Below are 13,297 nucleotides of genomic sequence, written 5' to 3' on the forward strand. Positions count from 1 at the left end.
TGACGCTCCTCGTTGATCATTCTTCCCAGACCGCTATGGTAGCGCGTTCTTCATCGGTCATCTTGGTCACGTTGCCTAACGGCATGTAACGGCTTTCAACAACCTGCTGAATGACGGCTTTGTGGCCCAGGATGTCGTCCCAGTCGTCGAACGCATAGTTCGCCGGCGGCGCAGAAAAACCGGCATGTTCCGGGTCGCTTGCGTGACACTGCACGCAGTGTTCCTCTATCAGGCCGCTTATCTGGTTCTCGGGGGCGTCGCTTGCCTGGGTGTCGCTCATCTGGTCTGAGCTGGCCGCGTCGGCGGTGCGGGCATCCGGGGCGGCCACCCAAAACGCCAGCACAATGAGCGCCACCCCGGCGGCCGGGTAACCCCATTGCCACTTCCCGGCATGCATGAGCACGAAGAACTGACGAATCAGCGCACCCGCGAAGATAAACAGGGACATCACCACCCAAGCCAGCTCATGGGAATACAGGAACGAGTAGTGATTGCTGATCATCAGCAGCACGACGGGCAGCGTGAAGTAGGTGTTGTGCACCGAGCGCTGCTTGCCGCGCTTGCCATCCAGCGGGTTGGGCGCCTCGCCGGCTTTCATGGCGTTGACCATGCGCCGCTGGCCGGGAATGATCCAGAAGAATACGTTCGCCGACATGGCGGTGGCCATCACTGCACCGGTCAGCAGGAACGCGGCTCGCCCACCAAACAGCTGGGTGCTCAGGTAGGCCACGACCACCATCATCACCGCCACGGCCACGCTTAACAGGCCATCGCGCTGCATGGAGGGGCTGATGCGCTTGCACAGCTGGTTATAAACCATCCAGCCGCCGAACAGGAACAGCAGCGCCAGCAGGTTCGCCTGCCAGCCCGCCAGGCTGGCGGCCCACTGCCAGGCGCTATCCGGGTTCACCAGATAAAAGTCGGGATTGACCATGTAAAGAATAACGAACAGGGCAAAGCCGGACAGCCAGGTGGTATAGGCTTTCCAGAACGACCAGTGCAGGTCAGTGGGTAATTTGTCAGGCGCCGTGGTGTATTTCTGATTGTGGTAGAAACCGCCGCCGTGGACGGCCCACATCTCGCCAAAGATACCCTTCTGGCGGTCTGATTCCGCCTTGGGGGTGCGCAGGCTGTTATCCAGCATCACGAAATAGATCGATTCGCCGATCCAGGCGATGGCGGCAATCACATGCAGCCACCGCAGCAGCAGGTTAACGGCTTCTATCAAATACGCTTGCATCACCGGCCTCCGCCATCAGCTACCACGGTAGGTGGAATAGCCATAGGGTGAGAGCAGCAGCGGCACATGGTAATGCTGCTCGGCATCCGCCACGCCGAAGCGGATGGGAATGATGTCCAGAAATCGCGGCTCGGTCGCCTCGACCCCGCTGGCGCGCAGGTAATCACCGGCATGAAAGCACAGTTCATATTCGCCCGGCGTCAGCCCATCGCCTTCGAGCAGCGGCGCATCGCAACGGCCGTCCTGGTTGGTCGTCACCGTGCGCAGGTGCTGGCGTTCGCTGCCGTTCAGCCGCAGCACGTCGATGGCGATGCCCTGGCCGGGGCGGCCGAGCGCGGTATCCAGCACGTGGGTAGTCAGGCGTCCCATGATGGCTCCTTGTTGCTGTTGTTGGGTGATGGCGAAGGGCGAACCGTGTCGCGTGTCGCTGGCTTTAGCGTACCGTCAGCCTGTTATATTGTATACATTACGCCCAATCACCCTGCAGCTTAGCCCGGAGCCACCATGCCGTCACATGACGCTACGTTATGCCTCTTCCCCTGCCCAAGCACCTTATCGCTGGACGCTTTTATCGCGCACTACGGGGATATTTACGAGCATTCGCCCTGGGTCGCCAGGGCCGCCTGGGAAAGCGGGCTCACGTCCGCCCATGACCATCCCGATGCCCTGGCAGAATTGATGGGCCTTCAGCTTCAGCAGGCAAGCAGCGATCAGCAAATTCGCGTGATCCAGGCCCACCCGGACCTTGCCGGCAAAGCCGCCCTGGCAGGCGAGCTGACCCAGGATTCTTCCCGCGAGCAGGCCGGCGCCGGGCTTGACCAGTGCTCGCCGGAAGAGTTGGCACGTTTCGAAGCCCTGAACGCCGCCTACAAGAAGGCCTTCGGCTTTCCCTTCGTGATCGCCGTCCAGGGCCTAGACCGCCACGCCATCCTGCAGGCATTTGCCGAGCGCCTCGAGAACGACGCGGCCACGGAGCGGGAAACCGCCATTCAGCAAATCATTCGCATTGCCCGGCTGCGCCTGCGCGCCCGGGCAGAGGACAGTGTTTCAGCGCGATAGCCGCCCTGTCTGACGCCCAGACACGCAAAAAAACTGCGCTCTAAAAAGAGCGCAGTGATTTATCCAGCGGACTAACGCAGCGCGTTAGCTTCTCCGCTTACTGCTTGGCCGTCTCTACCACTTTCTTGGTGGTGTCTTCGGCTGCTTGCTGGCTGTCTTTCATGAAGCTTTGGCTAATGGCGGTCACTTTTTCACCATCACCTTTCATGCGCTCCATCAGGTCGCTGGCAGTTTTCTGCTGGCTTTCCATTGCTTTCTTGAAGCTGTCGGCATCCTTGACGTCCAGCCATGTGCGGGCCTGGGCAATGCTCAGATCCGAATAGGCACGAACGGCATCAAGCTGTGCGCTGACGATCTGGTCGTAGTAGTCCAGCGCCGTGAGCGTGTAAGAACGCATCGGCGATACAAAGATGGACTCGACTTGCTGGCTGGTTTTTTCGGCGGCTTTGTTCATTGCGCTATCTCCTCAGGAGTAAGTAATGACATAGGCGCGCCTTGAAAAGGGAACATCCGTAAGGTCGGCGCCTCTGCTACACCACACGTTAGCAGTCACTTTTGTGCAGTGCAACATGTATTTCGTCACTCGCCCAGGTCGCGCACCGTGATAGCCTTGGCGGCAATCCCGCCGTGTACCTCCAGCATGCGTTTAAACCACTGATCCACCTCATCATCCGTTGAGACCAGCGACTCCAGCGACACGGTATAGGCCCACATCATGCTGCCAAATAAAAGATAGTCGGCGCCGCTTGGCGCATCACCGTCGATAAACAGGCTGTCTTTCAACTGGGCATAAACCGGCGCCAACGCCTGCTTGAGCTGCGCGCGCCCTTGCTCGGGCTGGTGGAGCGCTTCCAGCGTGCAGCCAAAGCGGGCCTCACGGGTGTCGCGAAAATAGTCGCGATCGTCTGGGTGGATTGCCGCCAGCAAGTCCAGCGCGACAATCTTGAACAGCGCGGGGGTCACGCTGCGCTCGACGTAATGCTTGAAGAACAGCACCCGCTGGTGGCTCGCGCCCTCGCCCAGCAGCGGCGCCTGGGGATAGCGGTCATCCAGGTAGCGCATGATGTCGAAGCTGTCGGTCACCACCTGGTCGCCGTCCACCAGCACCGGCACCTTGTCGTGGTTGGCGAAGGCCAGGGCTTCCTTGTCCAGAAACCGCCAGGGCCGCGTGGTAAAGTCGAGGCCTTTGTGGGCCAGGGCCATGCGCACGCGCCAACAGAAAGGCGAGAAACGTAGGCGCTCGTCGCGGCCGCATAAATCATAGAGCTCTCGTGACATGATCAATCTCCCTTGGTGCAAAGAATCAGCGTGATTTTCCAGGCTAGGCTTGGCGTTCGCCAGGATGACCCCGGTTGACTATGCTATGGCATTGACATTCGTTCGTGGGCGCGACCCAGAGCTGTCTATTAGTCTAATGACTGACGCTTGTTCGGCGCACTCCGCCAGCCCATAAAACCAAATAAAAACAGAAATTTATCCTTTAACCATCTAAGCAGGATGAGCCATTTATGCCGCCCCTTATTGGTCTTACCAATTTTCCAATAGTGGTCATCTTATCGACGGCGCCGTATCTTTCACCGTGACGCCAAAGCCGCCATGCGGCTTGTCATCATTGTGGAGCAAACGATCAATAACAAGGGGTAATGTTCTTCCCATGAATGAATCAATCCTTGCACTTCTAGCGTTTACGCCGCTGCTGTTGGCGGGGGTGCTGCTGATTGGCTTTAAGATACCAGCCAAGATAGCCATGCCCATCGTGTTTCTTGCGGCGGCGATCATCGGCCTGACCGCCTGGGATATGTCCTTTTCGCGCATTGCCGCCTCGACTATCCAGGGACTTATCCAGACGGCCGGCCTGCTGTGGATTATTTTCGGCGCGATCCTGCTCCTGAATACGCTCAAGCACTCGGGCGGCATTACCGCCATTCGTAACGGGTTTTCGGGCATCAGCCCCGACCGTCGCGTCCAGGCGCTGATCGTTGCCTGGCTCTTTGGCTGCTTCATTGAAGGCGCCTCCGGCTTTGGTACCCCTGCCGCCGTTGCCGCCCCGCTGATGGTCGCGCTGGGCTTCCCGGCGCTGGCGGCGGTTGTCGTCGGCATGATGATTCAGTCGACGCCGGTGTCGTTCGGTGCCGTAGGCACGCCGATCGTAGTGGGCGTGGGTAGCGGCCTTGATCGCGCGGGCATCACCTCCGAGCTTGACGCCGTCGGCTCGACCTGGGACATCTTCTTCCAGCAGATCACCAGCGGTGTGGCCATCACCCACGGCATTGTGGGCATCCTGATGCCGCTGATTCTGGTGACCATCATGGTGCGCTTCTTTGGCGCTAACAAGTCATGGAAAGAAGGCCTGTCGATTGTCCCCTTTGCCCTCTTTACCGGCGTTTCCTTCGTGGTGCCGTACATGCTGGTAGGCGTCTTCCTGGGGCCGGAATTCCCGTCCATGATCGGCGCCATGGTGGGCCTGGCGATTGTCGTGCCGGCCGCGCGTAAAGGCTTCCTGCTACCCAAGGACACCTGGGACTTCCCCGAGTCGACCTCCTGGCCCGACGAGTGGATCGGCAACCTGCAGATCAAGCTCGAAGACGTGGTCGGGCAAGCCCCGATGTCGACCTTCAAGGGCTGGATTCCCTATGTGCTGCTGGCGATTTTCCTGGTCGCTTCACGCACCATTGAACCGCTGAAAGCGGCGCTGACCTCCATCAGCATGAGCTGGTCGAACATTCTCGGCGAAGAAGGCATCAGCGGCAGCATTCAGCCGCTTTACCTGCCCGGCGGCATCATCATCGCCGTGGTTGCCGTTACCTTCTTCCTGCACCGGATGAGCACACGCAACATGAGCGCGGCGCTCTCGGAGTCGACCAAGACCATCTTTGGCGCAGGCTTCGTGCTGATCTTTACCGTGCCGATGGTACGTATCCTGATCAACTCCGGGGTCAACGGCGCCGATATCGCCTCCATGCCGGTGATGATGGCCCAGGCGGTTGCCAACGGCGTGGGCGATATCTATCCGTTCTTCGCACCGGCCGTAGGCGCCATGGGGGCCTTTATTGCCGGCTCGAACACCGTCTCTAACCTGATGCTCGCGGAGTTCCAGTTCAGCGTGGCCGAAACCCTTGGTCTGTCCACTGCCATGATGGTGGCTCTGCAGGCCGTGGGGGCGGCTGCGGGTAACATGATCGCGATCCACAACGTCGTCGCTGCCTCCGCGACGGTGGGTCTGCTGGGCCGTGAGGGCGCCACCATCCGTAAAACCATCCTGCCGACCATCTACTATCTGGTCGCTGCCGGGTTGATCGGTCTGATTGCCTTTTACGTACTCGGGGTCACCGACCCGCTGGTCGGATAGCACCACCCGCCCCGTTAGCGTCGCCGGGGGTAACCCCGGCGACATTATGCAAAAGCTTTCCAGCGTCCCGCCATCAACGGGATGGATTTATGGAAATCTTTTCCATAATATGAGTCTAATGATTTCCCCACGCTCTCCTCATCTTCAGGAGCTATCATGAATATCCTCTTTGATGAGCGCCTCGACGGCGAACTGGTTCGCCGCGATAAAACCGAGGTGTTGACCGACCTGCAGCACGCCGTGCCGTCGCTTACCTTGCTTCACCGTGAAGAAGACCTGCATCCGTTTGAGTGCGACGGCCTCGCGGCCTACCGCATCCTGCCCATGCTGGTGGCGCTGCCCGAGACCCTTGACGAAGTAGAGGGGTTGCTCAAACGCTGCCACGCCCTCGGCGTGCCGGTGGTCACGCGCGGCGCGGGCACGGGGCTTTCCGGGGGCGCGCTGCCGCTGGAACGCGGCGTGCTGCTGGTCATGTCCCGCTTCAATCAGATTCTCAAGGTCGACCCCGACGCGCGTCTGGCGCGGGTGCAACCCGGCGTGCGCAACCTGGCTATTTCCGAAGCCGCCGCGCCTTTCGGGCTTTACTACGCGCCGGATCCGTCGTCGCAGATTGCCTGTTCGATCGGCGGCAATGTGGCCGAGAACGCCGGCGGCGTGCACTGCCTGAAATACGGCCTGACGGTGCACAACGTCATGCGCGTCGATATCCTCACCATCGAAGGCGAGCGCATGACGCTCGGCGCCGAGGCGCTGGACGCCCCCGGCTTCGACCTGCTCGCCCTGATGAACGGCTCCGAGGGGATGCTCGGCGTGGTGACCGAGATCACCGTCAAGCTGCTGCCCAAGCCCGAAACCGCCAAGGTGCTGATGGCCAGCTTCGACGACGTTGAAAAAGCCGGCCGCGCGGTGGGCGATATCATCGCTGCGGGCATTATCCCGGGCGGCCTGGAGATGATGGACAAGTTGGCCATCAAGGCCGCTGAAGATTTCGTCAAGGCCGGCTATCCGCTGGACGCCGAGGCCATTCTGCTGTGCGAGCTCGACGGGGTGGAAGCCGACGTGGACGACGACTGCGACACCGTCCGCCGCGTGCTCACCGACGCCGGCGCCACCGACATTCAGCAGGCCCGCGACGAAGTCGAACGCGCCAAATTCTGGGCCGGCCGTAAAAATGCCTTCCCCGCCGTCGGGCGGATGTCGCCGGATTATTACTGCATGGACGGCACGATCCCGCGCCGTGAGCTGCCCCGCGTACTCAAGGGCATCGCCGCGCTTTCCGAAGAAAGCGGCTTGCTGGTGGCCAACGTGTTCCACGCCGGTGACGGCAACATGCACCCGCTGATCCTGTTCGATGCCAACAAGGAGGGCGAACTGGCGCTGGCGGAAGACGTCGGCGGCAAGATACTGGAGCTGTGCGTGGCCGCCGGCGGGTCGATCACCGGCGAGCACGGCGTAGGCCGGGAAAAGATCAACCAGATGTGCAGCCAGTTCCAGCCGGATGAACTGACCGTTTTCCATGCGCTGAAAGCGGCGTTTGATCCGCAGCGGCTGCTCAATCCGGGTAAAAACATTCCTACTCTGGCGCGCTGCGCTGAGTTCGGCGCGATGCATGTCCATAACAACGAATTACCGCATCCTGAACTGCCACGTTTCTAATGCGCCAGGCAAAGACCCTGACTAGGAAAGACCATGACTAACACCGTGACTCAGACTGCAGATGGCGACATCGCCGAGGCGCTGTGCGACCAGGTCCGCGAGGCCCATGCTTCCCGCACCCCGCTGCGCATTGTCGGCGGCGACACACGGGCCTTTTATGGCCGCCCGGTGGAAGGCCAGGCGCTCAACCTTGCCGATCACGCCGGCATCGTGGACTACGACCCGGTCGAGCTGGTGGTCACCGTGCGCGCCGGTACCCGACTGAGCGACCTGGAGGCAGTGCTTGCCGACCACCATCAGATGCTCGCCTTCGAGCCGCCTGCGTTCGGTGCTGCCAGCACCATCGGCGGCGCCGTGGCCACCGGCCTTTCCGGGCCCCGCCGCCCATGGGCGGGCGCGGCGCGCGACTTCGTGCTCGGCACGCGCCTCATCACCCAGGAAGGCAAGCTGTTGCGCTTCGGCGGCGAAGTGATGAAAAACGTCGCCGGCTACGACCTGTCGCGCATGATGACCGGCGCCCAGGGCACGCTTGGGGTGCTGGCCGATATATCGTTCAAGGTATTGCCGTTGCCCAGCGCCCGCCACAGCCTGCGCCTCTCCATGGGGATCGACGACGCGCTCAAGAAGCTTGCCGAGCTGGGTCGCCAGCCGCTACCCATCACCGCCGCCGCCTGGCATCAGGATGCGCTGTTCATCCGCCTGGAAGGCGGCGTGAGCTCGGTGAAGGCGACGCGAGAGCGGCTGGGCGGTGACGATCTTGACGCCGACTTCTGGCAGTCCCTGCGCGACCACCAGCATGACTTTTTCACCCCTGACGAAGGTCAGGCGTTATGGCGCCTGTCACTGCCGCCCAACACGCCGCCACTGGCGCTGGATATCCCGGAAGCGGATATCTTCTACGACTGGGGCGGCAGCCAGCGCTGGGTCAAGACCTCGCTGGATGCCGACACGCTGCGCGACGCGTGCCGGGCCGCCGGTGGCCACGCCACCTGCTATACGCCTCATTCGCAAGGGGGCGCCGAGAGCCCCTTTACGCCGCTGCCCAGCGTCATGGAAAAATACCACCGCAATTTGAAGGCAGAGCTGGATGTCCACGGCATTTTTAATCCCGGACGTCTCTATGCGGCGTTTTAATCAGGAGAGCTGACATGCAGACGCACTTTACCGATGCAGACCGTCAAAAGCCGCATATCCAGGAAGCCGAGCGCGTCCTGCGCACCTGCGTGCACTGCGGTTTCTGCAACGCCACCTGCCCGACCTATCAGCTACTCGGCGATGAGCGCGACGGCCCCCGGGGGCGCATCTACTTGATGAAGGAGCTGCTCGAGAGCCGTGACGACGACGACCAGGTGACCGAAGAAACGCGCCTGCACCTGGATCGCTGCCTTACCTGCCTGAACTGTGAGACGACCTGCCCGTCGGGCGTGGAGTATCACAAGCTGCTCAACATTGGCCGGGCCGAAATCGAACGCCGCGTGCCCCGCCCCGCCGCAGAACGTGCCCAGCGCTATGCGCTGCGCAAGATGCTGGTCGAGCCGCAGCGTTTCAAGGCCTTGCTGGCGCTCGGCCAAACCTTCAAGCCGCTGGTGCCCGGCAAGCTGCGCAGCAAGATGCCCCCCAAGCCGGTCGACGCGGGTCAGCGGCCCAGCAATCAGCACAGCCGCCAGGTACTGATGCTGGAAGGCTGCGTGCAGCCCGGGCTGTCACCCAACACCAACGCTGCCACCGCGCGGGTGCTGGATCGCCTGGGTATCAGCGTCACGCCGGTGAGCGAGGCGGGCTGCTGCGGTGCGGTTGACTTCCACCTCAACGCCCAGCAAGACGGACTCGCCCGGGCGCGCGCCAATATCGACGCCTGGTGGCCCCACGTTGAACAGGGCGCGGAAGCCATCGTGCAAACCGCCAGCGGCTGCGGGGCCTTCGTCAAGGAGTATGGCGAAATGCTCAAGGACGACCCGGACTATGCCGACAAGGCCGAAAAAGTCAGCGCCCTGGCCAAGGACATTGTCGAAGTGCTGCGCGACGAGCCGCTGGATACTCTGGACGTTCATTCCAACCAGCGACTGGCGTTTCACTGCCCCTGCACGCTGCAGCACGCCCAGAAGCTCAACGGCGCGGTGGAAGGCGTGCTCACCAAGCTCGGCTTTGCGCTGACGCCGGTGCAGGACGCCCACCTGTGCTGCGGCTCCGCGGGCACCTACTCGATCACTCAGCCGGAACTTGCCACTCAACTGCGCGACAACAAACTCAACGCGCTGGAAGCGGGCAACCCCGAAATGATCGTCACCGCGAACATTGGCTGCCAGACTCACCTTGCCGGTGCCAACCGCACGCCGGTTCGCCACTGGATGGAAATCGTCGACGCTGCGCTACACTAGGCACCGTTAACCCGGCCCATAGTCGCCCGGTGCGGCATGGGCTTTCTTACGTTAGAACCGCAAAAAAGGACCCCTTGATGCAAACCAAAGCGATCTTGTCCCAAGCCGACGTGATGAACGTCCTTGATGCCGCCCAGAAAGAAGCCGACAGCAACGGCTGGGCGGTGACCATCGCCGTCGCCGACGATGGCGGTCATCTGCTGGCGCTGCGCCGCCTGGACGGCGCTGCCCCCTTCAGCGCCGACGTCGCCACCCAGAAGGCACGTAGCGCCGCTGTCGGCCGCAAGGAGACCCAGGTCTTTGAAGAGATGATCAACGGTGGCCGCACGGCGTTCGTTTCCGCGCCGCTGCAGGGGCTGCTCTCCGGCGGCGTGCCAATCATTGTCGATGGCCATGTGGTAGGCTCGGTCGGCATTTCCGGCGTCAAGCCAGACCAGGACGTTCAGGTCGCCAAGGCCGGCGTCAGCGCGATTGGCTGAGCTGGTAAACGCTACGCATACGAAAAACCCCGGATCATTGATCCGGGGTTTTGAATTCGTTCGGTATAAAACCGATGACTTTCTATGATGCTGATGAAAACTTGATGTCAGGATGAAACATGCTAGATGGCGGACCGGACGAGACTCGAACTCGCGACCTCCGGCGTGACAGGCCGGCATTCTAACCAACTGAACTACCGGTCCACGGTATAGCACTTCATTTATCAAAGTATTGCATCATTTCCATTCAATCACGACCGAGTCGCTTTTAAATGGTGGGTGGTACTGGGTTCGAACCAGTGACCCCCAGCTTGTAAGGCTGGTGCTCTCCCAACTGAGCTAACCACCCTAACGGTTGGCAAACCAACACTTCTACACAGCATGTTCATCGTGGCGGACCGGACGAGACTCGAACTCGCGACCTCCGGCGTGACAGGCCGGCATTCTAACCAACTGAACTACCGGTCCACATTCGATAAAGCGTGAAAACGGATTCGTGAAGCGACGATGGCGGACCGGACGAGACTCGAACTCGCGACCTCCGGCGTGACAGGCCGGCATTCTAACCAACTGAACTACCGGTCCGCTATATCGTGATGCTAACGCTATGCGTCTTCATTACTGCGACGTTTCCAGGCCATCTTGCGATGGTGGGTGGTACTGGGTTCGAACCAGTGACCCCCAGCTTGTAAGGCTGGTGCTCTCCCAACTGAGCTAACCACCCGCTGGTCACGTGGCGCTGCATTCTACAGTAGATACGAAGGAAGTCAACACGCTACGTTCAAATACTGTGATCAAATACGCGTTCGTGTACCTGACTCACCACATGATTCAAACGCACGCCTGACTGACGCCTAACTGCAGCTCTGAGCGCGGACGAAGGATGCCCCAAGAGCGGCGGCTTCGTCAATCAAAATCGTCTGATTGAGCCCCGATGCACGACGCGGCTTGAAGTCGTGATCGCCATCAGACAGCCACGCCACCTCAAGGCAGGCGGGCAGCGGATACGTTGCGACCTCTTCGCGCGTGCCGAACGGGTCTCGCTCGCCCTGGAGGATCAACGACGGTGCGTGCACGCCGGGCCAGTGCGCCAGACGCAGCTTGTCGGGCGCCTTGGGCGGGTGAAAGGGGTAGCCGGCAAGCACCAGCCCGGGGCAAGACTGCCCGCTTGCCAGCATGCTCGCCGCGCGGCCACCCATCGACTTGCCGCCGAGCCACAGTGGCGTTGCCGTCAACGGGGCCAGGCAGGCATACCAGTTCGCCAGCTCCTCCACGGTGCGGGCAATCGCCGGCGGCGGGCGGCGCTTGCCCGTTGCCTGAATCTGCTGCATGTAGCCAAAATCAAAGGTGATGACCTGAAGCCCCTGATCCGCAAGGGCGCCGGCAAACTGCTGCATGAACGCCGAGCGATGCCCGGCACCGGCGCCGTGCGCCAGCAACAGGCTGCCATGCGTGGCCTGGCCATACAGCCGGAGCGGCCCCAGCCCCGCCACCTGGAAACAGCCGTTGGCCTGCCGGGCGACCACCTCGGCCAGTGTCTGCCTATCGATGCTTGTTTCTTCCGGCCAATGGCTTTCCACGATGCGGTCTCCGATGTGTTTGGCTGAATGTACCGGCAGCGACCGGCGCTGCTTTTATTGACGTGGCTCAACACGGCCGTGAAGGGCAGCCGCTACCCTGGCGACAAGCCTTTAACCTGGATCGAGCCCATGCCAACGACCATCCATGATGCGGTGACTGACAGCGCCTCGAACGCTGCAGCGTGGGGCGATGCGCTACTCCAGCGTTACGCCACCAGCGGCCCCCGCTACACGTCTTACCCGACCGCCCTGTCTTTCAATGAAGCGTTTACGGCCGACGACGTTACCGACGCCCTGGCGCGCAGCAACGACGCTCAACGGGCGCTGTCGCTGTATGTGCATATTCCGTTCTGTCGCAAGATCTGCTTCTATTGTGCCTGCAACAAGATCGCCACCAAGAACACTGATCTTGCCGAACCTTACCTGGCCCGCCTCGACCGCGAAATGGCGCTGACCGCACAGCACATTGATACCCGGCGGCCGGTCAAGCAGCTGCACTGGGGCGGCGGCACGCCAACCTTCTTGACGCTTGACCAGATGAGCGGGCTGATCGACCGCCTTGACGCCCGCTTCGGCCTGTCAAGCGATCCCGAGCGCGACTACGCCATTGAGATCGACCCGCGCGAAGCCGATGTATTGACCCTGCGTCACCTGCAGTCGCTGGGCTTCAACCGCTTGAGCCTCGGCGTTCAGGACCTTGACCCCCGGGTACAGCGCGCGATCAATCGCAGCCAGCCGAAGGTACTCACCGAAACGCTGATGGACGAAGCCCAGCGACTGGGCTTTCGCTCGCTCAACCTGGATCTTATCTACGGCCTGCCGCAGCAGACGGCAGACAGTTTTGCACAGACGCTTCATCAGGTCATCGAACTGAACCCGGCGCGGCTGTCGGTGTTCAACTACGCCCACCTTCCAGAGCGTTTCCCGCCCCAACGGCGCATTCGCCAGGAGGAGCTGCCCGATGCCGACGAGAAGCTGACCATGCTGCGCGTCACCATCGACATGCTCACCGCCGCCGGCTATGTGCATATCGGCATGGATCATTTTGCCCGGCCGGACGACAGCCTGGCCCTTGCCCAGCAAAACGGCACTCTACAACGCAATTTCCAGGGCTATTCGAGCCACGCCCAGTGCGACCTGATTGGCCTGGGCGTATCGGCCATTTCACGCCTGGAAGACAGCTACGCGCAAAACGCAAGCGTCCTCGCCGACTACGAAACGGCTCTTGACCAGGGCCGGCTCGCCACCCGGCGGGGCGTGCGTCTCAGCCGCGACGACCGTATCCGACGCGACGCCATCGAGCGGCTGATGTGCGACATGCGCCTGGATCTGGCGGCGCTCGGCGAGCGCTGGCAGATCGATCCTCAGGAGTATTTCAAGGCAGCGCTGGTCGCCCTTGACCAGGCGCAGCAGGACGGGCTGGCTACTCTTCGCCATCAGGTCATCACCGTTACCCCCGTTGGGCGACTGCTGGTACGTCATCTGGCCATGGCGTTTGACGCACACTTGCCGGCTCAGGGGAACCGGCGATACTCGAAGATTATTTAGCGGTTGTT

General features: G+C 61.6%; 12 protein-coding genes and 5 tRNA genes. 7 read left to right on the forward strand and 10 right to left on the reverse strand.

Annotated features, from left to right (window positions below):
- Positions 1-16 precede the first annotated feature (16 nt).
- Positions 17-1,240, reverse strand: a complete 1,224-nt coding sequence (locus QC815_RS01500; RefSeq protein ID WP_230445984.1) for a urate hydroxylase PuuD — start codon at positions 1,238-1,240, stop codon at positions 17-19.
- A 15-nt stretch (positions 1,241-1,255) separates the two neighbouring features.
- Entirely contained in the window at positions 1,256-1,609 is a 354-nt protein-coding gene (uraH, locus tag QC815_RS01505) for a hydroxyisourate hydrolase (RefSeq protein WP_230445983.1), read from the reverse strand.
- Between the two features lie 135 nt (positions 1,610-1,744).
- On the opposite strand from uraH, the gene uraD reads away from it, so the two are divergent.
- Complete coding sequence (gene uraD / locus QC815_RS01510) at positions 1,745-2,299, forward strand: 2-oxo-4-hydroxy-4-carboxy-5-ureidoimidazoline decarboxylase (protein ID WP_230445982.1); 555 nt, start codon at positions 1,745-1,747, stop codon at positions 2,297-2,299.
- Between the two features lie 97 nt (positions 2,300-2,396).
- Here uraD and QC815_RS01515 read toward each other — a convergent pair whose 3' ends face one another.
- Positions 2,397-2,753: a phasin family protein gene (locus QC815_RS01515; protein WP_230445981.1), complete on the reverse strand. Its 357-nt coding sequence runs from the start codon at positions 2,751-2,753 to the stop codon at positions 2,397-2,399.
- A 125-nt stretch (positions 2,754-2,878) separates the two neighbouring features.
- Positions 2,879-3,577 carry a glutathione S-transferase family protein gene (locus QC815_RS01520; protein ID WP_230445980.1) on the reverse strand — a complete coding sequence of 233 codons (699 nt, stop codon included), beginning with the start codon at positions 3,575-3,577 and terminating at the stop codon, positions 2,879-2,881.
- A 376-nt stretch (positions 3,578-3,953) separates the two neighbouring features.
- Here QC815_RS01520 and QC815_RS01525 point away from each other — a divergent pair, with 376 nt between their 5' ends.
- The 5 genes from QC815_RS01525 to QC815_RS01545 all read left to right on the forward strand — a co-directional run bounded on the left by QC815_RS01525 (position 3,954) and on the right by QC815_RS01545 (position 10,161).
- Positions 3,954-5,648 (forward strand): L-lactate permease, encoded by a 1,695-nt coding sequence (locus tag QC815_RS01525; protein WP_309766581.1) that lies wholly within the window; start codon positions 3,954-3,956, stop codon positions 5,646-5,648.
- Positions 5,649-5,804: 156 nt separating this feature from the next.
- The gene (glcD, locus tag QC815_RS01530; protein WP_230445978.1) at positions 5,805-7,304 is read left to right on the forward strand and encodes a glycolate oxidase subunit GlcD; all 1,500 of its coding nucleotides are present in this window, start codon (positions 5,805-5,807) and stop codon (positions 7,302-7,304) included.
- A 33-nt stretch (positions 7,305-7,337) separates the two neighbouring features.
- Positions 7,338-8,438 carry a glycolate oxidase subunit GlcE gene (gene glcE, locus QC815_RS01535; protein ID WP_309766583.1) on the forward strand — a complete coding sequence of 367 codons (1,101 nt, stop codon included), beginning with the start codon at positions 7,338-7,340 and terminating at the stop codon, positions 8,436-8,438.
- 14 nt (positions 8,439-8,452) lie between these two features.
- Positions 8,453-9,682, forward strand: a complete 1,230-nt coding sequence (gene glcF / locus QC815_RS01540; protein WP_309766585.1) for a glycolate oxidase subunit GlcF — start codon at positions 8,453-8,455, stop codon at positions 9,680-9,682.
- A gap of 77 nt (positions 9,683-9,759) precedes the next feature.
- Positions 9,760-10,161, forward strand: a complete 402-nt coding sequence (locus QC815_RS01545) for a heme-binding protein (protein WP_230445975.1) — start codon at positions 9,760-9,762, stop codon at positions 10,159-10,161.
- 127 nt (positions 10,162-10,288) lie between these two features.
- Here the strand turns inward: QC815_RS01545 and QC815_RS01550 are convergent.
- From QC815_RS01550 to QC815_RS01575, 6 genes are all read right to left on the reverse strand, one after another.
- Positions 10,289-10,365: transfer RNA gene (locus tag QC815_RS01550), tRNA-Asp, on the reverse strand.
- Between the two features lie 69 nt (positions 10,366-10,434).
- A tRNA-Val gene (locus tag QC815_RS01555) sits at positions 10,435-10,510 on the reverse strand.
- Positions 10,511-10,552: 42 nt separating this feature from the next.
- A tRNA-Asp gene (locus QC815_RS01560) sits at positions 10,553-10,629 on the reverse strand.
- 40 nt (positions 10,630-10,669) lie between these two features.
- A tRNA-Asp gene (locus QC815_RS01565) sits at positions 10,670-10,746 on the reverse strand.
- Positions 10,747-10,809: 63 nt separating this feature from the next.
- A tRNA-Val gene (locus QC815_RS01570) sits at positions 10,810-10,885 on the reverse strand.
- A 130-nt stretch (positions 10,886-11,015) separates the two neighbouring features.
- A complete protein-coding gene (locus QC815_RS01575) occupies positions 11,016-11,744 on the reverse strand; it encodes an alpha/beta family hydrolase (RefSeq protein WP_422828229.1) in 729 nt (242 codons plus the stop codon).
- A gap of 126 nt (positions 11,745-11,870) precedes the next feature.
- Here QC815_RS01575 and hemN point away from each other — a divergent pair, with 126 nt between their 5' ends.
- On the forward strand, positions 11,871-13,289 hold the full coding sequence (hemN, locus tag QC815_RS01580; RefSeq protein WP_309766587.1) for an oxygen-independent coproporphyrinogen III oxidase: 1,419 nt from the start codon (positions 11,871-11,873) through the stop codon (positions 13,287-13,289).
- Positions 13,290-13,297 lie beyond the last annotated feature (8 nt).

Origin of the sequence: Vreelandella gomseomensis, assembly GCF_031451645.1 — a bacterium.
Classification (GTDB): Bacteria; Pseudomonadota; Gammaproteobacteria; order Pseudomonadales; family Halomonadaceae; genus Vreelandella; species Vreelandella gomseomensis.

Bases quoted from the DNA above. Each gene is read 5' to 3' on its own strand.
- QC815_RS01500 (WP_230445984.1), bottom strand. From the start codon at position 1,240: ATGCAAGCGTATTTGATAGAAGCCGTTAACCTGCTGCTGCGGTGGCTG.
- uraH (WP_230445983.1), bottom strand. From the start codon at position 1,609: ATGGGACGCCTGACTACCCACGTGCTGGATACCGCGCTCGGCCGCCCC.
- uraD (WP_230445982.1), top strand. From the start codon at position 1,745: ATGCCGTCACATGACGCTACGTTATGCCTCTTCCCCTGCCCAAGCACC.
- QC815_RS01515 (WP_230445981.1), bottom strand. From the start codon at position 2,753: ATGAACAAAGCCGCCGAAAAAACCAGCCAGCAAGTCGAGTCCATCTTT.
- QC815_RS01520 (WP_230445980.1), bottom strand. From the start codon at position 3,577: ATGTCACGAGAGCTCTATGATTTATGCGGCCGCGACGAGCGCCTACGT.
- QC815_RS01525 (WP_309766581.1), top strand. From the start codon at position 3,954: ATGAATGAATCAATCCTTGCACTTCTAGCGTTTACGCCGCTGCTGTTG.
- glcD (WP_230445978.1), top strand. From the start codon at position 5,805: ATGAATATCCTCTTTGATGAGCGCCTCGACGGCGAACTGGTTCGCCGC.
- glcE (WP_309766583.1), top strand. From the start codon at position 7,338: ATGACTAACACCGTGACTCAGACTGCAGATGGCGACATCGCCGAGGCG.
- glcF (WP_309766585.1), top strand. From the start codon at position 8,453: ATGCAGACGCACTTTACCGATGCAGACCGTCAAAAGCCGCATATCCAG.
- QC815_RS01545 (WP_230445975.1), top strand. From the start codon at position 9,760: ATGCAAACCAAAGCGATCTTGTCCCAAGCCGACGTGATGAACGTCCTT.
- hemN (WP_309766587.1), top strand. From the start codon at position 11,871: ATGCCAACGACCATCCATGATGCGGTGACTGACAGCGCCTCGAACGCT.